The organism is Leptolyngbya sp. GB1-A1, from assembly GCF_039962475.1.
Lineage (GTDB): Bacteria > Cyanobacteriota > Cyanobacteriia > Elainellales > Elainellaceae > Leptolyngbya_A.
This window is the reverse complement of sequence record NZ_JAMPLI010000018.1, coordinates 21443-47258: the sequence shown is the minus strand read 5'-3', so window position 1 is coordinate 47258 and position 25816 is coordinate 21443. Positions and strand designations below refer to the sequence as shown.

The following is a 25816-nucleotide window of genomic DNA, read 5'->3' as shown; positions in this document are numbered from 1 at the left end:
TTTGGAGATAATTACAATGAAGAGAGCGGCGGATTTGTGTTCGTCGTGGCAGTTCACCTCAGAAAAGCGGCAGGCGATCGTCTTATGACTCCTTCTTCCCACCCCCTTTCCCAGTCCCTAGCTTATCCGCAAAGCCCTGCGGTTGACCAAGTGGATGACTATCATGGCGTTGTGGTGGCTGATCCTTATCGTTGGCTGGAAGACCCCAACAGTGAACAAACCCAAGCCTGGGTTGAGGCGCAAAATCAGGTTTCGTTTGGGTTTTTGAAGGAGATTCCGAGCCGCGATCGAATTCAGCAGCGGTTGACGGCACTCTGGGACTACGAGAAGTACGGCATTCCGTTTAAAGAGGAATCGCGCTATTTCTACTTTAAGAATGATGGGCTGCAAAATCAGAGCGTGCTGTACACCTTGCCGAATCTAGATGCAGAGGCGCGGGTTTTGCTTGATCCCAACAAGCTTTCGGAAGATGGAACGGTCGCGCTGTCGGGGCTGGCGATCAGCAAGAATGCGAAACGGATGGCGTATGGCTTGTCCACCGCAGGGTCGGACTGGCAGGAGTGGAAGGTGCGCGATGTCGAGACGGGCGAGGATCTGCCGGATCATTTGAAGTGGATCAAGTTTTCGGGGGCAAGCTGGACGCCAGATCATCAGGGCTTCTTTTACTCTCGCTACAATGAGCCGAACGAAGCGACCAAGCTGGAGGACGTGAACTATTTCCAGAAGCTTTACTATCACCGACTCGGTACATCGCAGTCTGAGGATGTGTTGATCTATGAGCGTCCCGACCAGAAGGAGTGGGGCTTTGGTGGTGGCGTGACCGAGGACGGACGGTATTTGATTATTTCGGTGTGGCTGGGCACAGATTCGCGCAATCTGGTGTTTTACAAAGACTTGAGCCAGGAAAATGCTCCGGTGGTCGAGCTGATTAATACCTTTGAAGCCAGCTACAGCGTGATTGATAATGAGGGCACGACTTTCTGGATACAGACCGATCTGGACGCGCCGCGCGGTCGGGTGATTGCGATCGACCTGACCAGTCCCGACAAATCAAACTGGAAGGAAATTATCCCGCAGGCAGCGGAAACGCTGGAAGGTGTGGGGATACTGAACAACCAGTTTGTAGCGTCTTATCTGAAAGATGCCCGGACGCAGGTAAAGATTTTTGACCTGGACGGTCGCTTTGTGCGCGAGGTGGAACTGCCTGGACTGGGTTCAGCCGGGGGATTTGGGGGAGAGCGACACGATACGGAAACCTTCTACAGCTTTACGAGTTTCACCACGCCGCCCACAATTTATCGCTATGACATGATCACCGGGGAAAGTACGCTGTTCCGTCAGCCGCAGGTCGATTTCAACCCGGATGATTACGAGACGCGCCAGGTGTTTTACACCAGCAGAGACGGGACGCAGATCCCAATGTTTATTACCCACAAGAAGGGACTGGCGCTGGATAGCAACAATCCGACCTACCTTTATGCCTACGGCGGGTTTAATATTTCGCTCACGCCTTCTTTTTCACCTGCCAATCTGGTCTGGATGGAGTTGGGCGGCGTGTATGCAATGGCAAACCTGCGGGGCGGCGGCGAATATGGCGAAGACTGGCATCAGGCGGGCATGAAGCTGAACAAGCAAAATGTGTTTGATGATTTCATCGCGGCGGCAGAGTGGCTGATCGAGAACAAATACACCCAGCCCCAGAAACTGGCGATCGGCGGTGGTAGCAATGGCGGTTTGCTGGTGGGAGCCTGCATGACTCAGCGACCGGATTTGTTTGGGGCGGCTCTACCTGCGGTGGGCGTGATGGATATGCTGCGGTTCCACAAGTTCACGATCGGCTGGGCATGGTGTGCTGAGTACGGTTCGCCGGAGAATCCTGAGGAGTTTCAGACCCTCTACGCCTATTCGCCGCTGCACAATCTCAAACTGGGAACGGCTTATCCGGCAACAATGATTACTACGGCAGACCATGACGATCGCGTGGTTCCGGCACACAGCTTCAAATTTGCGGCAGCTTTGCAGGCAGCCCATCAGGGCGAGAACCCGGTGCTGATTCGGATCGAAACGAAGGCAGGACACGGAGCCGGAAAGCCAACTGCCAAAATTATTGAGGAAGTTGCCGATCGCTGGGCGTTTTTGCTGCGGACGTTGAGAGTGGAGGAGAAAACGCAGTCATAGAAGGGATTTTGGGCGTGGGAAGATCCTGCATTGCTCCCTAAATCCCCCAATTTTGGGGGACTTTGACAGTTAGCATTATTAGCTCGGTTCCATCAGGGTTGGCTGCGATGTGGACACATCTCTAAGGGGAAAATCTTTCTTATTCGCCCTCTAACCTTTACCACTGCTTAAAAGCCTTCCCTCAGTTCAAAGTCCCCCAGAATTGGGGGATTTAGGGGGCTGCAACTCATCGAACACTGCTTAGAGAACTTGAATCTACATCAGAGCTGATTCGGGAGAACTTTAAATCTGATGTGGGAAAAACAGCTCTCGTCTTGAGTAGGAACATTTCGTCTAACACATCGTCTTTTGCCGTCACACTGCGAATCAAATTCACTGCAATAAATCGAATTCATCTGGATCGAAACAAAAAGAAATCGATCGCAATGAACCACCGATCGCAGAATAAACTCCTAAAATAGGTCGATAGAATGACTGAAAACATCTAAATTTCTATCGCTGGTTCTATTGCGAATGACCACTGCAACTGCCCCGAATTCTTCACAGGAATCATTACGTCGGCTAAGTCGCTTCGACTGGAAACTCTGGAATCGCTTTGTGGCGATCGCCCAGCCCTACTGGTATCCCACTACACCAGGAAGCGGCAAGGTTTTCTTTGGGCTGCTGGTACTACTGATCGTGTTTTTGTTTGCGTTTTTATTTGTGCTGATTAGCGGCGTGACAATGCTTTGTCAGCAGCTTTTTCCGCAGTTTATGGAACAAACGGCAGGCGGATTCGTCGGCCTTGTGCAAGCGGTTTGGACTTCGCCTGGGGTCGCGATCGTCCTCACTGCGCTGCTGATTCCGGCGATCGGGTTTTTCCTAGCAAGACGTAATGTATTACCCCGCTGGAGGCAGTGGCTTTTGCTGTCGTCACTGCTGCTGTTGTCGCTGGCGGTAAGCGGCTTAAACGTGACGATTAGCTATGTTAGCAACTTCTTTATGACTGCCTTGGCAGATAAAGACCAGCCGACTTTCTGGCTGTTTTTGTTTGTGTATGCGGGTGTATTTGTCGTCGGTACGCCGATCGTAGTGATCTACAGTTATTTGCAGGACGTGCTGGGGCTTTACTGGCGAGAATGGATGACCGGAAAGTTTCTCAACGAATACTTCAGCAATCGCGCCTACTACGAAATTAATAACGACGAAAATATTGATAACCCTGACCAACGAATTTCTGAAGATATTCGCGGCTTTACGAATACAAGCTTGTATTATTTGCTGCTGATTTTGGGTGCAGTTCTTGATCTCATTTCCTTTACCGGAATTCTCTGGTCAATCTCCAGAACTCTGTCGGTGTTTTTGATTGGCTATGCCATTTTTGGGACGATCGTCGTTGCCATTTTTGGTAAACGGCTGATTACGCTCAACTTCCTGCAATTAAAACGCGAAGCAGATTTTCGCTATGGGTTGATTCACGTTCGGGACAACGCTGAATCAATTGCCTTTTATCGGGGAGAAAATCAGGAAATTGGGCAATTAGGACAGCGATTTAATCGGGTTCTGCAAAACTTCAACTTCCTGATTCGCTGGCAGCGAAACCTTTCTTTCTTCACTAAAGGGTATGAGTATGCGATCGTGATTTTGCCCTCGTTGATTATGGCCCCGCTGTTTTTTGCTGGACAGATTCAGTTTGGTGATATTACTCAGGCAAACTTTGCCTTTAGCCAGGTACTTGCTGCTTTTGCAGTCTTTGTGCTTTATGGGCAGGTTGAGCGAATCAGTGCCTTCGCTGCCGGAATCAACCGTTTGGAAACCTTTACCGAAGCCCTGCAAGAACAGGACAAGATTTATCCCGAAGGACAAACCAAGATCGATCTGGTTGAAGAACCGCAAATTTCTCTCAATCGCGTGACGCTGCAAACGCCCAAAGGTCAACGGACACTAACCAGTGATTTGTCGATGACGCTGCAACCCGGACAGGGCTTGGTGATTGTCGGTCAGAGCGGGGTGGGCAAAAGCTCGATGCTGCGGGCGATCGCCGGATTGTGGAACACGGGAACCGGGCGCATCGGTCGTCCGAATCTGAAGGAAATGCTGTTTTTGCCGCAGCGCCCCTACATGGTGCTGGGAACCTTGCGCGATCAGTTGCTTTATCCCAATCTGGAAAACAACGCAGTCAACGACGAAGATGTGTATCGTGTGCTGAAGCAAGTTAACTTAGCAGACTTGCCGGAGCGCGTCGGTGGCTTTGATGTAATTCTCGACTGGTCGGATGTGCTGTCTTTGGGCGAACAGCAGCGGCTTGCCTTTGCCCGTTTGCTGCTGACCAAACCGCGCTACGCCATTCTAGACGAAGCCACCAGTGCGCTCGATCTGGCGAATGAACAGCGGCTCTACCAAACGCTCCGTGATACCCAAACCACCTTCATCAGCGTCGGACACCGCACCAGCTTGCTGAAGTATCACGACTACGTACTGAAGCTGGAGCCGGATACAAGCTGGCAGTTGGTTCCGACAGAGGAGTACAAGGTAGATTTGGAGGCGTTTGCTTAGAAACTGAAATTTAATAGTTTGGTTTTTGTGGGGTGAGCATCTTCCTCCGCTTGGGAAATTCTGCTTGGGAAATAGAGATGTTGCACTGAACGGACGGGGACATCCACCTCACAAGAATGCTTAAGAAATCGATCGACGCATGAATTTCCCTCATGGCGCGACGCGGAAGAAGACGATCGGGTGCGATCGACGGGCTGCTTGGTCTAAGGATTGAGCAGCGTTTCTGTTAGAGTTTGGGCTTCAGGGTCAAAGGTGTAGTGTACTTTGGGTGTATGGTACTTTGACTAATCGATCGCCTGTTTCGGTGGTTTCTCCGATCTGACAATCCGCGCAGTATCCTGTTTTGGGCTTTGCGCTGAGGAAGGACAGTGGCGATCGAGGGTTTGCGTTTATTTTGCCTTTGCTTCCAGCGTCTCCAAGCGGCTCTTGAGTTCCTGATTATCTTTCTTGAGCTGATCCAGTTCCTCCTGGAGTTTCTGGACTGCCTGATCTTGCTTCACGGCTTTTTGGACGCGCTCGATCGCCTCTTCTGCCAGACGGCGGACTCTGCCATCAGGGGTTTGGTCTGCCAGTGCGCTGAGGATGCCGATTGCCTTTACGGTTTCCATTTGTCCTAATGCAATGCTGGTGGAAACCTGCGTCAGGAAGAACGATTCGCGGGAAAGTTCGTCCAGACGATTGAGAATGCGCTCCAGGTTGACGTTATTTTGTCCAGTGGAGATTGCGCCGAGTGCCCGGATTGCCGCCAGACGGAGTGCCTGGGGTATGCCTGCTGCGGTGTATTCCAGAATCAGATCGAGGGCAGCTTCTGAAGTTTTGAGTTTGCTCAGTCCAAGGATTACGCCGCTGCGTACCGTTTCGTTCCAGCCTGCCCGCTCCTGTAAAACCGATCGATAGAGCTTCAGCACCTTTTCTTCTTTCGATTTACCCTCCAGTTTTCCGGCGGCGACAGTTCCCAAAGCAGACAATGCAGCCGCCTCGACGTAATAGCTGGGATCGCCTGCTTCTGCCAGTTTCTTCAGTGCTCGGTAGCTGCCGATCCTCTTTATTTGCGCCAGCGCGTTCACCACCGATCGCCGGACTCGTGCTTCTGGATCTTCCAGTCCTTTGACCAGTTCCTCAAATGCCTGATCGAGCTTGACCGATGCAAGCTGATCGGCGGCTTCTGCCCGGACTCCCCAGAAAGAATCAGACTGCATCGCTTGCGCCAGCGCTTTTACCGCTTCCAGACCACCTTTTTTCGCCAGAGCCTCTGCCGCATAGATGCGAGAAACCGGATCGGGATCGTGCTGCAACTGCGCCTTGAGTTCGGCGATCGGATATTCCAGCGTCACCGTTTTCAGCAGATGGTTGCCTAGATCGAAGCTGACAAACTGTGGCTTTTCTGCCAGGGGGAAGTAAAAAGTTTGCTCGCGCTCATGAATGCGAACCGTAAAGGGTTTGATGGATGCCGATTTCTCAGAGCTGGATTCATCGATGTAGCCAAAGCCAATCGTCACGCGCAGGTCAAACAAGCCGCTGTCGAGTCCGTTGCCTTCCTGTGCCTGGGTTTGCGTGACGGTGAGCTTAGCAAGATTGCTGTCGCCGTCCCACCCATAGGCGATCTTGTAATCAGGATGTCCGCCCCGGAAGACGTATTGATCAAAGAGGGGCTGCAAGTTGCGTCCAGTGGCCTGGTCGATCGCCCGCAGCAGATCGATCGTTTCCACGGTGCGATGAGCGTTGTCATTCACAAACGTATGAATCGCCCGGAAGAATAGTTCGTCGCCCAGCTCTGCCCGAATCATATGATAGACGCAGGCTCCCTTTTCGTAGAGATGCCGATCGTAGAGTTCGATCGCTTCCCGGTAAATATGGGTGACGATCGGACGGCGATAGCGGGTGGCATCTTCGCTGAAATAGCTGCGGGCGGTTTCCAGACGGTAATAGGCGGCTTCGTCTGCGCCGTATTCGTGAGTCGTCCACAGCACCTCGGAGTAGGTTGCCATGCCTTCTTTGATCCAGGCGTGCGACCAGTGCTTGATCACGACTAAATCGCCAAACCACTGATGCGCCAGTTCGTGTGCCACCAGCGATTCAGAACTGCGGTTATCGAGGGCAGCCCGTTCATCTAGAAGGCAGCGATCGGTCAGGAGTGTCGTGGAGGTATTTTCCATACCGCCGAAAATGAAATCTTCCACGCAGACCTGAGCATATTTGGGAAACGGATAGTCGTAGCCAAAGGTCTCGCTAAAGAACTGAATCATCTGCGGCGTTTTGCCCATTGTGCGGCGGGCATCGGCTTCGCGTCCCTTTTCCACATAGTAGGTAACGGGCTTGCCGTTCCACTCGTCCTGAAGTTCGGCAAAGTCGCCAACTGCCAGCGTCATCAGATAGCTGGGATGCACCTGCTTTTGATACCAGTGATAAATTTTGTCGTCGCCTGCGGTCTGCGTGTCGATCAGTTCGCCGTTAGACAGGGCAAGATACTGGCGCGGCACTCGCACCCGAATTTCAGAAGTTGCCAACTGTCCCGGATAGTCGAAGCAGGGAAACCAGAAGCGCGAGTCTTCATCTTCGCCCTGTGTCCAGACCTCGACGGATTTCTGGGGATAGTCGGTAGTTGGTGCAATAAAGTACAGTCCGCGCTGGGGCTTCTCAACCCGATAGGCAATCACCAGCATAATCGGTTGACCCGCTTCGGTGGGCTGCTTGAGCCGAACCTGAAGCCGTTCACCGTCATAGTCAAACGGCTGCTCTACGTCCTCAACCTGCACCGAATCAATCTGCAAATTGACTGCATCTAGCGTGAGCCGATCGACCCCGTCGCGCACCGGACAAATCCGAATGCTGCACGTTCCGCTGTAGCTTTGTTCTGGGATATTCAGCACCAGATCCAGCGCAATATGCTCGACCTGACCGGGACGATCGGGGTTGTAGTGAGGCTTCGCACCCGGCAGAACAAACGATTTGCGTCCGTTATTGGTATCAAAGGCGACCGATTCAATTGCAGAGTGAGACATTATTGCAGATTAATCAGAGAAGATTGGTACATTCACCTGATTGATCCTATAACTGTTCGATTCGATCGCGGATCGAATTATGAAAATTTTTAGAGTGCAAAAGCAAATATTCATCAGGCATATCTTAGTGAACGATCGTCACAAGGAGTCAAATTCATCTCTGGAAACTGGGTTTGCAAACTACAGCGAATTCGGCTCAAATCCGTTTGTCGAAGACTTGCCCCCTGCAAATTCGCACCCGATAAATTCGCATCCTGCAAAACGGCACGATCGAGCTTTGCTGCCCAAAGAGAAGCATTCGTGAGGTTCACACTGCTCAAATTTGCACCGTATAGCTTCGCGCCGTTCAGGTTTGCCCGGTTCAAATTGGCATGGTGCAGCGTTGCCTCCATCAGGTCGCACTGGTTCAGATTGGCAGATTCTAGATTTGCGTGATCCAGTGCTGCGCCGTTTAGCGATGCTGCATGAAGATTTGCCCCGCTCAGGTTTGCCCAACGCAGACACACATCGTCGAGATTTGCCACCGTTAAATTTGCGCCGCTTAAATTCGTGCCGTTCAGCTTGGAATTGCTCAGGTCTATGCCATCTAAATCAACTCCGTGCAAATCAACCCCGTTAAGATATGCCTGGCTCAGTCGCACGTTGTCGAGCTTGGCATTGGTGAGAATTGCGCCGCTCAGCCTTGCCCCGCTCAAGTTTGCCCACTGCAAATTGGCCTCGGTCAGGTTTGCCGATCGCAAATTAATCCCACTCAAGTTTGCGCCACAAAAGTTAACCCCGCTCAGGTTTGCCTGCCGCAAATTCACACCCTTCAGAATTGCGCCGCTAAATCGGGCTCGGGTGAGATTTGCTTTCGCTAGATTTGCGCCACTCAAGTTTGCCTTAGTGAAATCTGCGCCGACTAAATTTGCACTGGTTAAGCGGGCATACTGCACCGTTGCGCCATACAAATACGCCCCACTCAGATTGACCTGAGCCAGATTCGCGCGATCGAACTGGGTCGAAGACAGGACTGCCTGGGTCAGGTTTGCTCCGCTCAGATCCATTCCGCCTAGATTCGCCCCGGCTAAATTAATGCCCGCAAAGTTACGCTCTCCAGCAGCGTATTGGGCAGCAAATTCTAAAACATCCATCAATGAAAATCGTCCTACCTTGCGTCGTCCTCTTTCTGGGGTATCACGCGGCGATCGGTTTCTGGGGGAGTTGGATAAGAGTCTTTGGGAATCGCAGCTTGTTGTTACATAGGGGGAACGAGTAGGGCGATGGGGAGATGGGGAGATGGGGGTGGGGGATTAGGATGGGAGTAGTGCAATGGTGAGGTTGGTTATGACGCCACAAGAGATTGGGGATGAGCTGACGAATTTGTTTGGCGAGGGGGTGCAGCAGACTTCGGTGGAGACGTGGCAGGTGGAAACGAATGAGATGCGGCTGCTGGTACTGTTGTCTGAGGATCAGTCCTGGCTGCGGCTGCTGGTGACGATCGCCCCGGCTCAAGAAGCGGCTCCTCTTTTGCCTCAGTTGATGGAAGCGAATTTTGATGAAACGCAGGAAACCCGCTATGCCCTGTTTCAAGAGTTGCTGTGGGGCGTGTTTCAGCATGGCTGCGAGGGATTGACCCGCTCTGATTTTCGATCGGCGGTGGCTCGGCTAATTGCGCTCCAGCAGCAGGGACTTTCTGAAAGTTTTAGTCGATTGGCAGAGGCGCAGATTCGGCAAATTATTCAGGCGGCAAAACAGCAGGGACAGTCCCTCGAAGCCACAATGCAAACCCTCGATCGCCTTTACGAAGAAGGAGTCATGGGCGATATTGATTTGGGCGGTGCAGCGCGGAGCCAGGTTTTGGGCGCATGGCGATATCAGCTAGAGCGGCTTTGGCATGATGAAAATTAATGGGCTGAAATTTGAACCCTGCACCGGAGCCAGTTTAGTGCGGTATGCCGATCCAGGCAGAGCTAGATAATTGATCCTCGGCGGATACTGTAGAGGATTGCTGCATCATGCAGCCAAAATGCTTGCGAAAGAGTACCTGAGTCAGGACGGAAGCTGCAAGGTTATTCTGCCGCTTGCCCTGTGAAAACTGATTGCGATCGTCTTCATGGCTGAACTCTAAAAAAGAGAAACGATGAATAAAACGGTTAAAAAGAATTTGACAGTCCATCGCGTATTTTTCAGTATCGAGAATATGGCACTGCCAAACGTGATCAATATTCTGAGTAGGCACTAAGGCGAGATTTGGATAGTGATCAACCAGATATAGAAAAGCAAAATACTGGGCGATCGTCTTCCTCATCTCTTCCTCTGTCCAATTCGCACTCCTTGGAGAATGATTGAGTTGATCCACTAGCGAGCTGATTTTGAGCGATCGAACACGCTGAATAAATGTCTGAAAAGATTCAGACCAAGCCTGATGAGCAGAAACCATAAGTGACGTTCCGGGGGGCTGGGAAGAATCGGTCTTAACGTGGGAATTAGGGAGGCGCTTTGCGTCGCAAGCAAAGCTGCTCAGACACCTTTTAGAAGAATTAAGCAGGAGACAAATCCGATCGCCTCATGGAGTAAGGCACTGTTGATTGAAATAGGCATTGCAGGGGTTACGATGATCGCTCAGCTCAGGAGTGGCAGAAGGCAGAACAGTGGGCTGTGTGACTTGAGGAGAAACGGAAGGTTCTAACCTAAGTGCAGCTTTGCTGTTGCCGATGAGCGTGCTGCCAAGCAGGATAAGAACGGTGAGGCTGAACAGTTTGGTCGAAAGAGAACACAACATGGTGATGCCTCCAAGACAAGTGGACCATGTATTCAACATAGAAATCCTTGGGTTGGAAATCTCCTAACGGCCATTAGGAATGAGTTGGCAGTCCTGTTAGGTGACATTGGGCGATCGAAGCTTCTACACTACAAATCAATCAAGTTGAACGCTGCCCATTACGCGAACGTGAGCTGAATCTTTTCGTTTGATTCGCTTGATTTTGATGCAATTCGTCTCTATTTATGACAATGCACCCCTGAACGCTCCTGAAATCCTGATGAATGCTGCAAAAATAAATTCACTTCCCTGTGTTTCGACCATGCCCGACGACATCTATGCAGAAGCAGCGCAACAGTGGGATTTACCTCGGCTCTATGCGGATTTGACTGTTGTAAAACGGGCTTGTAACGGCAAGCAAAACAGCGCACTCACGGAGCTAGAGAAAGACTGCCTGCGCGGATTGCTCTGTGGTCATAGCCCGACTGAAATTGCGCTGCGCCTGAATCGAGATGTCACCGGGTTACGAGTCAGCCTGTCCCGGGATGGACTTTATGACTATCTGGAAGTGCTGACCGAGCAGCGTCCTAAAAACTGGCAGCAAATCGCGTTTATTTTGGAGCGATCGGGCTATCGCTTGAACGCAGTGACTCTGTCTGCTGTACCGACTAAATCTGCGCTGCGGCAAGATCTGGCTGCCTATATCGACGTTTCGCGCTTTTACGGGCGCTCGGCTGAACAGGCAACGCTGCACGCCTGGCTGACTGATTTCACAGTGCGAGTTGCGGCGATCGTTGGCATGGGCGGCATTGGCAAAACCAGTCTGGTTGCAAAATTAATTCAAGATAGTTTCAGCGATGCCTCGCTCGAAAAAGCTGGCGTTGAAGGGGTTCTGTGGCGATCGCTGCGGGATGCACCCCCGATCGGCGAGCTGGTTCAGGACATTCGGCAGTTTGTCACCGACTCAACCGAACCGACGACCACTAGCACGATCGATCAGCAAATCTCCCATCTACTTTCTGAGCTACGACAGCGACGGTTTCTCATTGTGCTGGACGACTGGGAAACGCTGTTGCAGGAAGGCGAACTGTCAGGCTACTGTGCCATTCAATATCGGGGCTATAGCCGCTTATTACAACGATTTGCAGCAGAGCAGCATCAAAGTTGTCTGGTCATTCTCAGCCGCGAACAGCCGATCGAGCTTGCTGCATTTGCCGGAGAACCCGTCGTTCAAAGCCTCAAACTGCGCGGCTTGCAACCTGCCGATGCCAAAACTCTACTCAACACACGCGGCTTCGCTGGACAGGAAGCAGGCTTATCGGAACTGGTCAGCATTTATCGCGGTAACCCTGCAGCCCTGAAACTGATCGGCGCGTTGATTCAAGACATTTGTGATGGGCAAGTGTCCCAATTTCTGGCGCAGACTTCGCTCGTTCTAGGCGACGTATTATCTAACCTGCTCGAACAGCAGCTCTCCAAATTGTCTGATGCCGAAAGAAACGTGATGTTCTGGCTTGCCATCGTTGGAAAACCCACCGCGATCGCCGACCTCAAACTCTTAATGAGCACCGAAGAACGATCGCACCTGCTCACCGCCCTCGGCTCCCTCTGGCGACGCTCCCTGATCGAAAAAAACACCGACACAAAACGACTCCTGCCGGAGAGTAATTGTCCTGCAACCGTCCCCCTTCACTCCTCTACCCCTTTACCCACCCTCTTCTCTCTCGAACCCGTTGTAATGAAATGCGTGCTGCATCAGTTGGTCGATGCGCTGTGGCAGGACGTTGAAACAGTCATCGAAGCCCGATCGATTTCTCACTTAGGCATTCTCAAAACCCATCTGCTGCTAAAAGATGAAGAAACCTTTTCCATCACCCTGTATCACGTTCGCCGCATTCTCTATCGAGTTCGCGATCGGCTGGTGAGTACCTTCGCGGGGGATGTGGAACAGTTATCCGACCAGCTACAACAGATTTTAGGATGGCTCAAAGACCAACCGCCTGAAGCGATCGGCTATGCGGAAATTAACCTGACCAAGCTGTTGGAATTGATCAACCTATCGCAAGCGTCATGAGCGCCCTGATCGTGCTAGCTCCCGGAACCCTGCTGCATCACCGCTACGAGATTATCCGACCTCTGGGTGGCGGTGGCTTTAGTCAAGTGTTTGAAATCCGGGACGGGGATGCGACGAAGGTGCTGAAAGTTCTTGACCTCAAAGAGTTTTCGCGTTCACAGCAGCAAAAAGCGATCGAGCTATTTCGACGGGAAGCCACTTTTCTGAGCCAGTTTCACCATCGCGGTGTGCCCCAGGTTGAACCAGATGGCTACTTTGTCTGGCAGCGCGATCGGCTTGCCCCCCTGCACTGTCTGGTGATGGAAAAAGTTCCGGGCATCAATTTGCAGGAATGGCTCCAGCAGGGAAAACGGCTTTCAGCGCGAGAGGCGATCGACTGGATGCATCAGCTCGTCGAGATCTTGATTCCTCTGCATCAGCAGCAGTTTTTCCATCGAGACATTAAACCGTCAAACATTATGCTGCGCCCGGATGGTCAGCTGATGCTGATCGATTTTGGCACCGTACGCGAGGTATCGGTGACGTATCTGGTGAAACAGGAACAGCAGGAAACTGGAACCGCCATTATTTCCGCTGGATATACGCCCCCAGAACAGGCAGAAGGGCAGGCAGTTCCCCAGTCCGATTTCTTCGCGCTCGGACGAACCCTGGTCACGTTACTGACACGCAAACCGCCGATCGATCTCCCCGTTGATCCCCAGACCGGACAGCTCCAGTGGCGCACTCTCACCGATGCCCTGCCGCCCCAATTTGCAGATTTGCTCGATCGCCTCATGGCTCCCTTTCCGGGGCAGCGTCCGCAGTCAGGCGAAATCATCCTGCAAACCATTCGACAAATCGAACGAAAACTCAACTGGGAACGACGGCTGCCTGTGCTGCGCCAGGTCGATCGCCTGCGTGCAAAGCTCGATCGTCGCCTGTTTCAGATCACCCCTCTCAAAACTGCGCTGCTGCTGGTAATGCTGTTCAGCAGCTTTATGCTCTGGGAAAATCGGCCAGAGATTTCCAATCAATTCAACAATTGGGGACTCGATGCCCAAACTGCAAATGCTCATGATCGTGCCTGGTGGTTTTATCAGGTTGCGCTGTTATTCAATCAACAAAATGCTGCCACATTGTTTAACTTGGGCGATCTGTATGAAACGCAAAACAAGCTTGCACAAGCGAGAGCTGCTTATACCCAAGCTATGATTGAAGACCTTGATACAGAACAGCGACCAGATGCTTACAACAATTTAGCAAGACTATATATTTTGAATCAGGAATATCATCGTGCCATTCTACTATTAAATGAAGGTCGGAACATTGCAAAAAGACCGATCGATCACTATGCGCTTCTAAAGAATTTGGGTTGGGCACAGCTTAAGCTTAAGCAATATGACGTTGCCCAGGAGACGTTGAACAATGCAGTTAAGATTGACGACAAACGAGGAACAGCCTATTGCTTATTGGGGCAAGTTTATGAGGAAATTGAAGATATACCAAACACAGTAAATTCCTATCGACAATGTCTTCAATATGGCGATCGAAAAAATTCTGACGAACAACAATGGATGACGCACGCTCAACAATTTTTAGAGTGAGTTAAACAGCCATGAACGATCGTTTTATTCAGGGTGCTGGAATTGCAGGTTTGCTGTTAGTGATCCCAGCGGCAACGAGTCCAGGAATCTCTGCGGTGCGGGAACTCAACCCCGTCTCGCCTCCGATCGAATCGACTGCAGAATATCTCATCGCCCAGTGTCGCACTGCTCGCACTGCCAATCCGCGCGGTCCTGAAGATGCCTTGATTCCCTACATCATTGAGCCTCGCAACTCGGCGGTCTTAAGCGATCGTCCCAATCTGCGCTGGAATAAGGTTTTGGGTGTAACCCAGTACACCGTAACGCTGAAAAACGGAGACACAATCCTATGGACAAAACAGGTTGAGACGGATGCAATTTCCTATCCGAGTGATGCGCCTGCCCTTCAACCCGGAATAAACTACACGCTAGAGGTGAAAACCAACACCGATCGCTCCTCCACCGAAGAAGACATTCAGACCACTTTCTACCGCCTGTCTGACACTGAAGCCGATCGCATCCGTCAGGCAGAATCCCTGTTCGATAACGCCTCCGAATCCACAACGCTGCTTAAAACCGATCTCTACATCGGCTCCGAACTCTATGCGGCGGCGATCGACACCCTCGAATCTCTGATCAAGCAAGGCAGCCAAAACCCGATCGTCTATCGCAAACTGGCAGACCTCTACGCCCAGGCAAACGTCGATTTGCTCGCAGAATTCTACTATCCCAAAGCACTCTCCCTCGCCGAAGGAAATCTGCCAGAGCAAGCCCGCATTCAGGCATCGCTGGGAGAAATTTACATCCGGTCTAACCTCAGGCCGCAGGCGATCGAATGGCTAACGCAGGCGAAAGAAAGCTACGAAACGTTAGGAAATCAGGCGAAGGTTGAAGAAATACAGCAAAAACTTACGGATCTCTCAACTCAAGCCGGATAATGAGCGCAGACGAAGGTAAATTTATGACGATCGCTCACTGAAAAAATTGGAGACGGGTTGATTTTAGCGATCGTGTTTCCTGATGTGTTGGTGGATGGGCGATCAATGCTTTTCTAAATTGAGTCGATGTTCAGGTAGTGAATACCAGTTGTAAAGAGGCTGGAGAAATATAGAAACAGTTTCTATTTCACAAGACCTAGAGATTCGCAGCGTTTCAAGTTAAGGACAAACAGAATCATGCTATATCAACTCTTTCTTAGTGCCAAAGAGCTAAGACGACAACTAAACACAGACATTGAAGAGTCAAAGCAGAAGGGGGAAGAAATTAACCCTTTAGGGGAAATGCCTGAACTGCAAGGATTTGCAGAAATGTTAGCGATATCCTTAATACAAAACGCTCTGGAAGGTTGCCAAACTCCGCAAGAGCTGGAAGCGTTCGTTGAGAAGCTAAAAGTCCTTGAGGAACCACCCTTTCCAGATAGCGATAAAGCTAGCGCAATAATAGCTATACGAGAGTGGTTTAGTACTGTTCTCATCAGGATAAGAACGGGTACAGCGATAGAACCTCGATCGGGTGGAACGATTCCTCCCCCTCCTACAATGATAGCTTTTTCTAGTATGCCTCCCTTAGTGAATTCTCCTGGTCCAGGTGGCACGCCCCCGCCGCCGCCAAGTGGCACGATTCCCCGATAGAACCTCAATCGGGTGGAACGATTCCTCCCCCTCCCCTGCCGCCAGGTGGAACGATTCCTCCGCCAGGTGGAATGGTTCCCCTGTCCGGTTGAACGATTCGTAAGATGGCAGTATTCCGCCCGGTGACACAATTTCTTTGCCTTAGATCGAATGATTCTTCCATGTTTGAACCTGACTCTCCACATAGAGCGGATCCGGGTGAGGTTGCTCCGCTTCATTATCAAAGCATTGCCCCTTAAACTCTCCATTAACGAGAGGCTTTGAATTGCTAGATACTCCAGTTACAAAAGAAGGCTTGAAGGGGTTTAGCTTTTCTTAGTACTAGGAGATCATTTGAGCAGCAATACTCATCTAGCTAGCTGTGCACAAACTTCTTATGTTTTAATCTGCTCTGAATCTATGAATAGATATACTGTCATGGCACAGTGGGGCTTCAAGTCGCTTCAGATACTTGGTGCTACTTCTGTAATTTTATTAATGAGTGAGGTTGAGCCGCTAAGGATTCTAAGCCCCTCTACAACTCCTGGTAAAAACGTGGGCTTTTTTGAAGGTAGAGCATGGGCATTAGATCCTGTCGGACAGAGCCTTGTAGAACAAAGGCAAAAGGAAGCAGATGAGCTATATGAATCAGGGACAGCTTTTGATGATAGAGGTGAGCTAAATTCAGCCTTAGAAGCTTACCAGGAAGCCCTTACGGTTTATAGAGCAATTGGTGATTCTCGCGGAGAACTCCGTACCTTGTATCGAGTTGGAACTGCGTATCATCAACAAGGAAACTATGAACAGGCAATAAAAATTTATGATCAGGTTTTGGCAATTTCTAGAGAGCTAAATAATCCTAATCTAGAGTGGCGTGTACTGACTGCAAAAGGTCTAGTTCTAAATCTTTTAGGAAAATATGATGATGCGATTGAGTGTCACCAAAATGCCCTATCGATCATCCGTGAATTATCTCTCCTACAATACGAGCCTGTTATCTTTGATAATCTTGGACTAGTCTATTTTTATTTAGGTGAATATGAAGAAGCAGTTCAATTGTATCAACAAGGCTTAGAGCTTAATCGCACAGCTCAAGTTACTTCGGAGGATAAAGCATTGCTGCGCCGCAATCAGGGCAGCCTACTGCACGACCTTGGACTCGCTTACCTGCGAATGGAGCGGTATGATGACGCAATTCAGCGTTATGAACAGGCTCTTGCAATCTATCGAGAAATCGGAAATCAGTCCAAGGAAGCGGCAGCAGTTAGCGGATTAGGTTACATTTATTACAAACTTAAGCAGCCAGAGCGTGCCCTACCACTTTTAGAACGTGCAGCATCAATGTCCCAAGAGTTAGGTGATTTAGAGGGCGTTGCTTATGCACTCGACAGTATCGGCAGCGTTAATTTTCAATTAGGCAAATTTGACGAAGCCTGGACTGCATATCGGCGAGCATTGACCATCTTTATTGGGAATGGCAATCGTCAGGAAGAACGAAGTGTTTTAAGTAATATCGGCGATCTCCTCGCGCAACAAAATCAGCCCCAACTCGCCATTCTTTTCTATAAACGATCGATCAACGTTACCGAAGCGATTCGTCGTGATATTGTGGGATTACCGCCCGAGCAACAGCAGTCCTATACCAATACCGTTGCAGATACCTATCGTAGATTAGCGGATTTGTTATTGCAGCAAAATCGCATTTTAGAAGCGCAGCAGGTTTTGGATTTGCTGAAAGTGCAGGAAATTCAGGACTATTTGCGGCGAGGGGTGAGGAGCAGTGAGCAGACGGCTCAGGGCGTGGATATTCTTCCGGCAGAGCGGCAGATTTCAGAGCAGTATGATGAGCTGATTCAAGGGGCGATCGAATTAGGGAAAGAATTGACTGAACTAGAAGGCACTCCAGCCGAGCAGCGAACTCCTGAGCAGCAGCAACGCGTCGAAGAACTCCGTGGTCGGCAAAGCCAAATTAACCTGGCGTTTCAAGATTTTCTAGAGCAGCCTGAGATTGTGGCGGCGATCGAAGCTCTCGAAGTCCAGATCAGCCAAGAAATCGATCCTAGCGCGATCAGGTCTATTCGCAGCTCGATTCAGCAGGATGCCGTTTTGCTGTATCCGCTGGTGCTGGACGATCGGCTTGAACTGGTGGTGCTGTCTCCTCATACTCCACCCCTGCGTTATCCCGTTCCGGTTGGGCGGTTAGAGCTAAATCGCGCCATTTCTGCTCTGCTCAGCGATTTAAAAGATCCTAACTCCGACCCCAAACCCAACGCTCAACGGCTCTATAACTGGCTGATTAAACCGATCGAATCGACCCTCGCTCAGAGCAATACTAAAACCATTATTTACGCACCAGACGGACAGTTGCGCTACATTCCGCTTGCCGCACTTCATGACGGAAACCAGTGGATCGCCGAACGATTTCAGGTGAACTATGTGACGGCGGTGAGCCTGTTTAATCTTAATTCTCAGCCGCGAACCCAACCCCGTGTCTTAGCAGGCGCATTTTCCGAAGGACGCTACAGCATTCCACGCGGCGGCACAGTCCTTCGCTTTAGCGGGCTACCCTATGCCAAACCGGAACTGGAGACGATCGCCCGGCTATATCCCAATACACGCCAGTTAATCGATCGAGCATTCACCCGCGCTGCCATCGAACCCATCTTGAATGATTACAATATCGTTCATCTTGCCACTCACGCGATGTTCACCACGGGATCACCAGAAGATTCATTTATTTTGTTTGGGGACGGCAGCACGATCACGATGCGCGATGTTAGTAGCCTGACGCTGGATAATGTTGATCTAGTCGTGTTGAGTAGCTGTCAAACCGCAGTGAGTGCAACGCAGCTTGGAGACGGCAAAGAAATTCTGGGATTTGGCTATCAGATTCAGGCAACCGAAGCCAGAGCCGCGATCGCATCTTTGTGGGCAGTGGATGACGGCGGCACAGAGGCACTGATGAGCCGATTTTATACCGCACTACGATCGGGCAATTCCTCTAAAACTGCCGCACTCCAGCAGGCACAAATTGCCCTGATTCAGGGAGCAACCAGAACTCGTCTCGAACATCTCGTGGACAGTGAAAATCAGCCTGTGACGCTAGAGCATCCCTACTACTGGGCATCGTTTATTCTCATCGGCAATGGCTTGTAAAACCCGTTTCTAACGCTTGTTAGAAGTCAGACTAAGCGCAGTTTTTTATGCTGAATACAGACATTATCGATCGTGGGATGGATCACGCTTTGCAGGTAGGCTTTGACGCTATGCTTTAAGTGAAGTATTGATTCATCCTGCCTTCCTTTAGTCTTTCGCTAACCTTCATCCTTATCGTTAAGAAGTTTCTCAGTTTTCGGAGTTGGGTTTCTGGAAGCAGTATCTCTATGCGATCGTGCCTGATTCTCGATTCCTGCCCAGATCATCTAAATCCTCCCTTTCCTATGCAGTCCAGACTCAAATGGCTTCCTTTTGTGCTTCTACTGCTCCTGAGCGGCAATACTGCCTGTTCTGCAATTTCTAACTCTTCCCAGGCACAGCCCCAGCCTGCTCCAGCCGTTCAGCCGATTACTTCTGTGGTGGCGATCGGGCGATTAGCTCCTCAGGGCGAAGTGATGAAGCTGTCGGTGACGAATGCAGCAGATAGTCGTGTAAATCAAATTTTGGTAGAAGAAGGCGACTGGGTAAAAGCCGGACAGGTAATTGCGATTCTTCAGGGAGCTGATCGCAAACAGCGTGACCTGGAAGAAGCCGAAAAGAACGTGGAATACTATCGGGCAAGACTGGCGCAAACCCAGGCAGGAGATGCCAAAAATGCCGATGTCGCCGCACAGCAAGCTACGATCGCCCGCTTAGAAGCACAGCTCAAAAACGAAGTCGTTGGTCAAGAGGCTGCGATCGCCAGTGCAGAAGCAGTTTTGCGGCAGGCACAGACCACTTACAATCGCAACGTTTATTTGCAGCAGGAGGGCGCACTTAAAGCGTCTGATCTGGATCAGGCAAGACAGGAACTAGAAACCGCGCAGGCAACCCTGAGACAGCGGCAGGCAGAACGCCAAATGACGATCGAAACCCTGACGCAGCAAATCCGGCAAGAGCGAGAAAATCTGGCAAAGTTGAGCGAAGTTCGCCCTGTTGATCTGCGGGTGGCACAAGCCGATCTGGAAAAAGCGATGATTGCGGTGGAACAGCGTCGCGCTGAGTTAGAGGATACCCAGGTGAAAGCCCCGATCGCAGGTCAGGTACTCCGAATTAATACCCGTGTGGGTGAACAGGTGAATACGCAGCAGGGCATTGTGGAACTGGGACGAACTGACCAGATGTATGCGATCGCCGAAGTGTATGAGACGGATATGGCAAAAGTTAAACCCGGACAAAAGGCGACGATCGCGAGTGAATATGGCGGATTTGAGGGCAAGCTTCAGGGCGTGGTCGAGCAGGTCGGGCTACAGGTCGGTAAACGCAAACTTTCTGAAGATAGCAATGACCCAACCAGCGATCAGGATACGCGAGTGGTAGAAGTAAAAGTTCGGATTAATGCAAGCGATAACGCAAAAGTTGCGGCTTTGACGAATATGCAGGTGCGACTTGAGATTCAAACTAATTAATTTCAAGTCAATTAATTCCAAATCAATTAATTCCAAACAATTCATTTTAAGCCAATCAATTCTAAACCAGGCAATAACTGATTGATGCTACGGGGAATCACTGGTTGCTGACTCAGGAGATAATTTGGAGATCGTTTAATGAAAGCACTGCGTCAATTTTGGCAAATCCATAAACCCCTTGGCTGGGCACAGCTTTCTCACCAGAAAGTACGTTTAGCTGTCGCGCTGACGGGCGTTGCGTTTTCCAATATTTTGATTTTTACCCAGCTTGGGTTACGGGCAATGTTGTTTGATGGAATCACGCTGCTGCCGGAGGCACTGAAAGGCGAACTGTATTTGCTGTCTGCGCGAGTTCCGTCGATCGACTTTGGGTTTGGCGGTTTGCCCAAGTCTTACCTGTATCAGGCAGACACTGTTCCTGGTGTAGAGTCGGTGCGTCCGCTTTACATCGGCAGAGTGCGCTGGACAAACCCGGAAACGCTGCGGCAACCTAAATCTCCCGATGCTCAGCCTGTGCCGATCGACATTTTTGCCGCCAATTTTATCAAAGTGCTGGCGTTTAACCCGGTGCAGCCTGTTCTGAATCTGCCCGAAGTCGATCAGCAGGTCGATCGCCTCACCACCCCCGGAACCGTATTGTTCGATCGCCTGGGACAACCCACGCTCGGAAACGTGCCCCAACTATTTGCCGAAGCAGGCAGCGTCAACACCACGATCAATAATCGGCGAGTGCAGGTTGTGGGGCTATTTAGCCTGGGCAGCAACTTCAACGACAAAGGCTATGTGTTGATGAGCGACTGGAACTACGAGCAAATCAGCCGCCAGGGCAGCAATTCTATCAACGTGGGCGTGGTGATTCTGGAACCCGGCGCAGATATTGGTGCGGTGCAGGCTCAGCTCCAGGCACGATTGCCGCCTGAAGTGCGAGTTGCTACCAAAGCCGAGCTAATTGCTTTAGAGCAGGAGTTTGCCGCTTCTTTTCCTCAAGGCAAAGTGCTGAGCTTTGGCGCGATCATGGGCTTTGTAGTGGGTATGGTGATTGTGTATCAAATTCTCTATACCGACATCAGCAACCATCTACCCGAATACGCCACGCTCAAGGCAATGGGCTATAGCGATCGTTCCCTCTGGATAATTGTGCTGCAAGAAGCGTTGATTTTGGCAGTGCTGGGCTTTATTCCCGGATGCCTGGCTTCCTACGGCGTGTATGGGCTGCTGGCTCAGGCAACGCGAATTCCAGTTGTGATGCGGTGGGATGTTGCTGTGCAGGTGTTTGTCTTAACGGTGGTGATGTGTAGCGTGGCGGGCACGATGGCAATGAATAAGCTGCGATCGGCTGATCCGGTGGATGTGTTTTAGGGAATTCATTTTTGAGAATATCTATGAATTCGATCGTCGCCATTCGCAATCTCAATCATTCTTTTGGTAAAGGCTCGCTGCAAAAAACCGTTCTCTCTGATATCACTTTGGATTTAAATGCGGGAGAGGTAGTGATTCTTGAGGGTCCGTCAGGTGGGGGAAAAACGACGCTGTTGACCCTAATCGGAGCACTGCGATCGGCTCAGTCGGGCAGCCTCAAAATTTTGGGACAGGAACTTTTGGGCGCGAAAAAGCAGCAGCTCATGCAGGTTCGCAATCAGATTGGTTTTATCTTTCAGGCGCACAATTTGCTCGATTGTCTCACTGCCTGGGAAAACGTCAGTATGTCGCTGAAGCTGCATCCCAAAATTCCCAAGTCGGAGTATCGGCGGCGATCGGTTGAAACCCTTTCGGCAGTTGGGCTGAGCGAATTTGTCGATGTTTACCCAAAGCAGCTCTCTGGGGGACAGCAGCAGCGCGTCGCCATTGCCCGTGCTTTGGTCAGTCATCCCAAACTGGTGCTTGCGGACGAACCGACTGCCGCTCTGGACAGCCAGACAGGGCGCGATGTGGTGAACGTGATGCAAAGTCTTGCGAAAGAAGAAGGCTGCACGGTTTTGCTCGTCACCCACGACAACCGAATTTTAGATGTCGCCGATCGCATTTTGCATATGGAAGATGGTTGCTGTCGTTAGCAAACAGAACGATTTGCAGTACTTGTTCCTGGCACAAATTTCTTGCACAAATTTCTTGCACAAATTCCTCGACAAAAAGAGTGAGTCATTTGCACGCTGGTCGTTCCTCCCCTATCTTGGGTAAAATCAAAGACTTACGACCTTTGCATAACATCTATGGGCAACACTTTCGGACATCTGTTTCGCGTCACCACCTTTGGCGAATCTCATGGCGGTGGAGTCGGTGTCGTGATCGACGGTTGCCCGCCGCAGCTTGAGATTTCGATCGAAGAAGTTCAGTTTGAACTCGATCGCCGCCGTCCGGGGCAAAGCAAAATCACTACGCCGCGCAAAGAAGCTGACCAGTGCGAAATTCTCTCCGGTGTATTTGAAGGCAAAACCCTGGGAACGCCGATCGCCATTCTGGTTCGCAACAAGGACACTCGCCCGCAGGACTACGATGAAATGTCCAAGGCATATCGTCCTTCCCATGCAGATGCAACCTACGATGCCAAATACGGCATTCGCAACTGGCAGGGCGGCGGCAGATCCTCAGCACGAGAAACGATCGGACGAGTCGCAGCGGGAGCGATCGCCAAAAAGATTTTGCGGCAGGTGGCAGGTGTTGAAATTGTCGGCTATGTGAAGCGAATTAAGGATCTAGAAGGCGTGGTCGATCCGGCAACGGTGACGCTAGAGCAGGTAGAGAGCAATATTGTCCGCTGTCCCGATAGCGACTGCGCCGATCGCATGATTGAAATGATCGAGCAAATTGGGCGATCGGGCGATTCGGTCGGGGGTGTAGTTGAATGCGTTGCCCGGCAGGTTCCCAAAGGTCTAGGCATACCCGTGTTTGACAAACTCGAAGCCGATTTAGCAAAAGCGGTGATGTCGCTGCCTGCCACCAAAGGATTTGAGATCGGCTCAGGCTTTGCCGGAACGCTGCTGGTCGGAAGCGAACACAACGACGAATTCTACCTCGACGACGCAGGTGACATTCGCACCACAACCAATCGATCGGGCGGCGTCCAGGGCGGCATTTCTAACGGGGAAAACATTCTGATCCGGGTGGCATTTAAGCCGACAGCCACAATTCGTAAAGAGCAGCGCACCGTTACGAAAGAAGGCGAGGAAACGATTTTGGCAGGCAAAGGACGACATGACCCCTGTGTGCTGCCTCGGGCAGTGCCGATGGTCGAAGCGATGGTGGCACTCGTGCTGTGTGATCATCTGCTGCGAGACGCTGGACAGTGCCATGTGCTCGACCCTTCCCGGTAAGCGAAACACTCAAACAAAAAATTAGCCCTCCTCTACGGGGGGCTTTTTATGAAGGCTTTTTACTTTTTACAATGAGCTGATTGTCCAGGAAAGGGCGAGCGAAAAGAATTTAGAGATTGCGCGCATCACGCTTTTTGAGCGAATCGAGCATTTGCCTTCTAACTGCACTTGCCCAACGATCGAAGTCAAACTCAGTCTCGCGATTGGTAGCGGTCGTCAAACTTGTTAGAGAAAGATGTAACGGATTGGGTTGAGCGTTACGCGGCGTTTTTCGATTCATTACTGTCACATTGAAATCCCACTTCACTAATTTGCCCATAGGCAGGGGGAACAATTCTATATCCCTAGGCACATTTTTCTACAAGCGTTGCAAATATCGCATCGTGTTGATGCCGATTCTACATAAAGCACTTTTCCTGAGGAAGCATTTAGAAAGGCAAATGAAGACAGGCATAAACGCTCGCCTGAAACGCTAAGGTGCTACTGGCTTGGGCGCGTTTGATTTGGGGGCGGGAGCGGGGCTTGTGCGGGGTGACTCAATGCCAGGAAGCGGTTGAGCCGGAATTGGAGCCGGGTTCAATGGGTCAACCTGACCCGGAATCTGGTAGGGAGCCTGAGGATTAATCGATCCACCCGGAAGGGTAAAGGAATTTGGTAGCGGAGCCGGGTTTTGTCCGTTATCCGGCAGGGTTGCCAGTGCGACGCGATCGCCCCCGACATCTCTCAGCAAATCGAGCACTTGCACCACATCGTTATAGCTAGCGGCTTTAGAGGCATATAGCACCATCAGCCCATCGGGATTCTGCTGCTTAAAGTTTTGCAGGGCAGCGGCAAGCGATTCGCGGGAAATCGGCTGTTTTTCCAGGTAGGTTTGACCGATCGGGTCAACGCTAACCACGAGCAACTGTCGCAGTTGTGGCGCACCTGTGCCAGCACGGGGCAGATCGACACTAATTGCAGTCTGCCGAGTTAACGTGACTGCTGCCAGGATGAAGAAAGTGAGAATACAAAAGATAACGTCAATTAGCGGGACAATTTCAATGCGAACATCAGTCTCGGTCGATTCGAGGTGAGTTTTAATCGGCATGACAACTCGGTAAGAAATGTGAGGAACAGCGTAAAATTCAACCGCAACGCTATGGGTTTTCTCCCGCAGTGGACTGAGGGACGATCGATTCAGAACTCAGGCTGGAAGCATTCAGCGCGTTTCGTCTTACCAAGGGAAGGCGTTCTTTGCGGTAAAGCAGTTCTAGCTCGTTACCTGACTGTCGGAAAATTTTTGCCTGACCGAACACAAAACTCTGGAACAAACGGTAGAAAGCTAGTGCAGTGATTGCCACAATCAAGCCTGCTGCCGTACTAATCAGGGCTTCTGAGATTCCCAGCCCCACGCCTTCTGCTGCACCTGTACCCAGGTCTCCAATGCGAATCGAGCTCAGCGAACTAATCAAACCCAGCACTGTTCCCAATAGACCCAGCAGAGGGGCGAGCGCGATTGTTGTTTCTAGCACCTTGTCTCCGCGCCGCATCGCGTTAAGTTCTTCGTCTGCTGAGGCTTGCAGGGCGAGTTCAAACACTTCGGGATCGGGGTCTTGCAGTTCCAGCGCGGAATAGAGAAAACGACCGATCGGCTGACTGCTGGATTTGCGAGCAATCTCGGTTGCTGCATCCCAGTCCCGTCGTGCTGCCTCCAACACCCGCCCGGAAATTTCCCGCTCGTGGGTCAGAATTTTTGACCAGAACCACGCCCGCTCAATAATGGTGCTGAGGGTCAGGAAAGAGAGAAATAGCAGGGGCCACATGGCGACTCCGCCCCTGGCAAATAGGTCAGAAATACTCACTGCTTCGTTTTACCTCCAGTTATGCCGCATGCCAGACGGAGAAGATAGGCAAGATCCGCCCGGAATTCCTTCTTTAGCTGTTCGAGCGAAACCCCGAACGATCAGGATGACCTATCATCAACAGTCCAATATAGTCCATATAGACTGCCATTCTGGCAAAAGGATTCATGGGACTTCAGGAAGCAAAATCGTGCGAAGCAGTGATTTCAGCAATTAACCTTTTGTGCGCTTCACATGGTCGAGGATTTGCTGCTTGCGCTCATTTGAGTTACGCGGCGTGGATTGAATGAAGTTGCCGCTGCTGCGTGCCAGATGTTCCATAATGCGTTTTTTGCGATCGTTCATAGCCATATCCA

General features: G+C 50.9%; 18 protein-coding genes. 11 read left to right on the top strand and 7 right to left on the bottom strand.

Annotation, left to right across the window (positions count from 1 at the left end; all coding sequences use genetic code 11):
* The first annotated feature begins 84 nt into the window (after positions 1-84).
* Together NDI45_RS17235 and NDI45_RS17230 are read left to right on the top strand one after the other, a co-directional pair.
* Positions 85-2178: a prolyl oligopeptidase family serine peptidase gene (locus NDI45_RS17235; RefSeq protein WP_190794259.1), complete on the top strand. Its 2094-nt coding sequence runs from the start codon at positions 85-87 to the stop codon at positions 2176-2178.
* A gap of 513 nt (positions 2179-2691) precedes the next feature.
* Positions 2692-4713 carry an ABC transporter ATP-binding protein/permease gene (locus NDI45_RS17230; RefSeq protein ID WP_348248068.1) on the top strand — a complete coding sequence of 674 codons (2022 nt, stop codon included), beginning with the start codon at positions 2692-2694 and terminating at the stop codon, positions 4711-4713.
* 389 nt (positions 4714-5102) lie between these two features.
* Here the strand turns inward: NDI45_RS17230 and NDI45_RS17225 are convergent, their stop codons facing one another.
* Positions 5103-7715, bottom strand: a complete 2613-nt coding sequence (locus tag NDI45_RS17225) for a M1 family metallopeptidase (protein WP_348248067.1) — start codon at positions 7713-7715, stop codon at positions 5103-5105.
* A gap of 113 nt (positions 7716-7828) precedes the next feature.
* A complete protein-coding gene (locus NDI45_RS17220; protein WP_348248066.1) occupies positions 7829-8848 on the bottom strand; it encodes a pentapeptide repeat-containing protein in 1020 nt (339 codons plus the stop codon).
* Between the two features lie 193 nt (positions 8849-9041).
* Here NDI45_RS17220 and NDI45_RS17215 point away from each other — a divergent pair, with 193 nt between their 5' ends.
* Positions 9042-9605 carry a hypothetical protein gene (locus NDI45_RS17215; protein WP_348248065.1) on the top strand — a complete coding sequence of 188 codons (564 nt, stop codon included), beginning with the start codon at positions 9042-9044 and terminating at the stop codon, positions 9603-9605.
* A gap of 34 nt (positions 9606-9639) precedes the next feature.
* Here NDI45_RS17215 and NDI45_RS17210 read toward each other — a convergent pair whose 3' ends face one another.
* Together NDI45_RS17210 and NDI45_RS17205 are read right to left on the bottom strand one after the other, a co-directional pair.
* Positions 9640-10137 carry a hypothetical protein gene (locus tag NDI45_RS17210; RefSeq protein WP_348248064.1) on the bottom strand — a complete coding sequence of 166 codons (498 nt, stop codon included), beginning with the start codon at positions 10135-10137 and terminating at the stop codon, positions 9640-9642.
* Between the two features lie 126 nt (positions 10138-10263).
* The gene (locus NDI45_RS17205) at positions 10264-10479 is read right to left on the bottom strand and encodes a hypothetical protein (protein WP_348248063.1); all 216 of its coding nucleotides are present in this window, start codon (positions 10477-10479) and stop codon (positions 10264-10266) included.
* Between the two features lie 301 nt (positions 10480-10780).
* On the opposite strand from NDI45_RS17205, the gene NDI45_RS17200 reads away from it, so the two are divergent.
* The 8 genes from NDI45_RS17200 (at position 10781) to aroC (ending at position 23619) form a co-directional block, all read left to right on the top strand.
* Positions 10781-12532: an NB-ARC domain-containing protein gene (locus NDI45_RS17200; protein ID WP_348248062.1), complete on the top strand. Its 1752-nt coding sequence runs from the start codon at positions 10781-10783 to the stop codon at positions 12530-12532.
* Complete coding sequence (locus NDI45_RS17195) at positions 12529-14115, top strand: protein kinase (RefSeq protein WP_348248061.1); 1587 nt, start codon at positions 12529-12531, stop codon at positions 14113-14115. Before NDI45_RS17200 ends, NDI45_RS17195 begins: the two co-directional genes overlap by 4 nt.
* A gap of 11 nt (positions 14116-14126) precedes the next feature.
* Positions 14127-15032, top strand: a complete 906-nt coding sequence (locus NDI45_RS17190) for a hypothetical protein (RefSeq protein ID WP_348248060.1) — start codon at positions 14127-14129, stop codon at positions 15030-15032.
* Positions 15033-16124: 1092 nt separating this feature from the next.
* Positions 16125-18860, top strand: a complete 2736-nt coding sequence (locus NDI45_RS17185; RefSeq protein WP_348248059.1) for a CHAT domain-containing protein — start codon at positions 16125-16127, stop codon at positions 18858-18860.
* Positions 18861-19144: 284 nt separating this feature from the next.
* Positions 19145-20308: an HlyD family efflux transporter periplasmic adaptor subunit gene (locus NDI45_RS17180; protein ID WP_348248058.1), complete on the top strand. Its 1164-nt coding sequence runs from the start codon at positions 19145-19147 to the stop codon at positions 20306-20308.
* A gap of 138 nt (positions 20309-20446) precedes the next feature.
* Entirely contained in the window at positions 20447-21667 is a 1221-nt protein-coding gene (devC, locus tag NDI45_RS17175; RefSeq protein ID WP_190794530.1) for an ABC transporter permease DevC, read from the top strand.
* A gap of 23 nt (positions 21668-21690) precedes the next feature.
* A complete protein-coding gene (locus NDI45_RS17170) occupies positions 21691-22362 on the top strand; it encodes a DevA family ABC transporter ATP-binding protein (RefSeq protein WP_348248057.1) in 672 nt (223 codons plus the stop codon).
* A 156-nt stretch (positions 22363-22518) separates the two neighbouring features.
* Entirely contained in the window at positions 22519-23619 is a 1101-nt protein-coding gene (gene aroC, locus NDI45_RS17165) for a chorismate synthase (protein ID WP_190794532.1), read from the top strand.
* Positions 23620-24091: 472 nt separating this feature from the next.
* Here aroC and NDI45_RS17160 read toward each other — a convergent pair whose 3' ends face one another.
* From NDI45_RS17160 to NDI45_RS17150, 3 genes are all read right to left on the bottom strand, one after another.
* Complete coding sequence (locus tag NDI45_RS17160; protein WP_190794533.1) at positions 24092-24706, bottom strand: biopolymer transporter ExbD; 615 nt, start codon at positions 24704-24706, stop codon at positions 24092-24094.
* A 49-nt stretch (positions 24707-24755) separates the two neighbouring features.
* Positions 24756-25460, bottom strand: coding sequence for a MotA/TolQ/ExbB proton channel family protein (locus NDI45_RS17155; protein WP_190794534.1), 705 nt, complete (start codon positions 25458-25460; stop codon positions 24756-24758).
* 213 nt (positions 25461-25673) lie between these two features.
* On the bottom strand, positions 25674-25805 hold the full coding sequence (locus NDI45_RS17150; protein ID WP_348248056.1) for a hypothetical protein: 132 nt from the start codon (positions 25803-25805) through the stop codon (positions 25674-25676).
* Between the last annotated feature and the right edge of the window lie 11 nt (positions 25806-25816).

Coding starts and splice junctions, on each gene's coding strand:
- NDI45_RS17235 (WP_190794259.1), top strand. CDS start 85: ATGACTCCTTCTTCCCACCCCCTTTCCCAGTCCCTAGCTTATCCGCAA.
- NDI45_RS17230 (WP_348248068.1), top strand. CDS start 2,692: ATGACCACTGCAACTGCCCCGAATTCTTCACAGGAATCATTACGTCGG.
- NDI45_RS17225 (WP_348248067.1), bottom strand. CDS start 7,715: ATGTCTCACTCTGCAATTGAATCGGTCGCCTTTGATACCAATAACGGA.
- NDI45_RS17220 (WP_348248066.1), bottom strand. CDS start 8,848: ATGGATGTTTTAGAATTTGCTGCCCAATACGCTGCTGGAGAGCGTAAC.
- NDI45_RS17215 (WP_348248065.1), top strand. CDS start 9,042: ATGACGCCACAAGAGATTGGGGATGAGCTGACGAATTTGTTTGGCGAG.
- NDI45_RS17210 (WP_348248064.1), bottom strand. CDS start 10,137: ATGGTTTCTGCTCATCAGGCTTGGTCTGAATCTTTTCAGACATTTATT.
- NDI45_RS17205 (WP_348248063.1), bottom strand. CDS start 10,479: ATGTTGTGTTCTCTTTCGACCAAACTGTTCAGCCTCACCGTTCTTATC.
- NDI45_RS17200 (WP_348248062.1), top strand. CDS start 10,781: ATGCCCGACGACATCTATGCAGAAGCAGCGCAACAGTGGGATTTACCT.
- NDI45_RS17195 (WP_348248061.1), top strand. CDS start 12,529: ATGAGCGCCCTGATCGTGCTAGCTCCCGGAACCCTGCTGCATCACCGC.
- NDI45_RS17190 (WP_348248060.1), top strand. CDS start 14,127: ATGAACGATCGTTTTATTCAGGGTGCTGGAATTGCAGGTTTGCTGTTA.
- NDI45_RS17185 (WP_348248059.1), top strand. CDS start 16,125: ATGAATAGATATACTGTCATGGCACAGTGGGGCTTCAAGTCGCTTCAG.
- NDI45_RS17180 (WP_348248058.1), top strand. CDS start 19,145: ATGCAGTCCAGACTCAAATGGCTTCCTTTTGTGCTTCTACTGCTCCTG.
- devC (WP_190794530.1), top strand. CDS start 20,447: ATGAAAGCACTGCGTCAATTTTGGCAAATCCATAAACCCCTTGGCTGG.
- NDI45_RS17170 (WP_348248057.1), top strand. CDS start 21,691: ATGAATTCGATCGTCGCCATTCGCAATCTCAATCATTCTTTTGGTAAA.
- aroC (WP_190794532.1), top strand. CDS start 22,519: ATGGGCAACACTTTCGGACATCTGTTTCGCGTCACCACCTTTGGCGAA.
- NDI45_RS17160 (WP_190794533.1), bottom strand. CDS start 24,706: ATGCCGATTAAAACTCACCTCGAATCGACCGAGACTGATGTTCGCATT.
- NDI45_RS17150 (WP_348248056.1), bottom strand. CDS start 25,805: ATGAACGATCGCAAAAAACGCATTATGGAACATCTGGCACGCAGCAGC.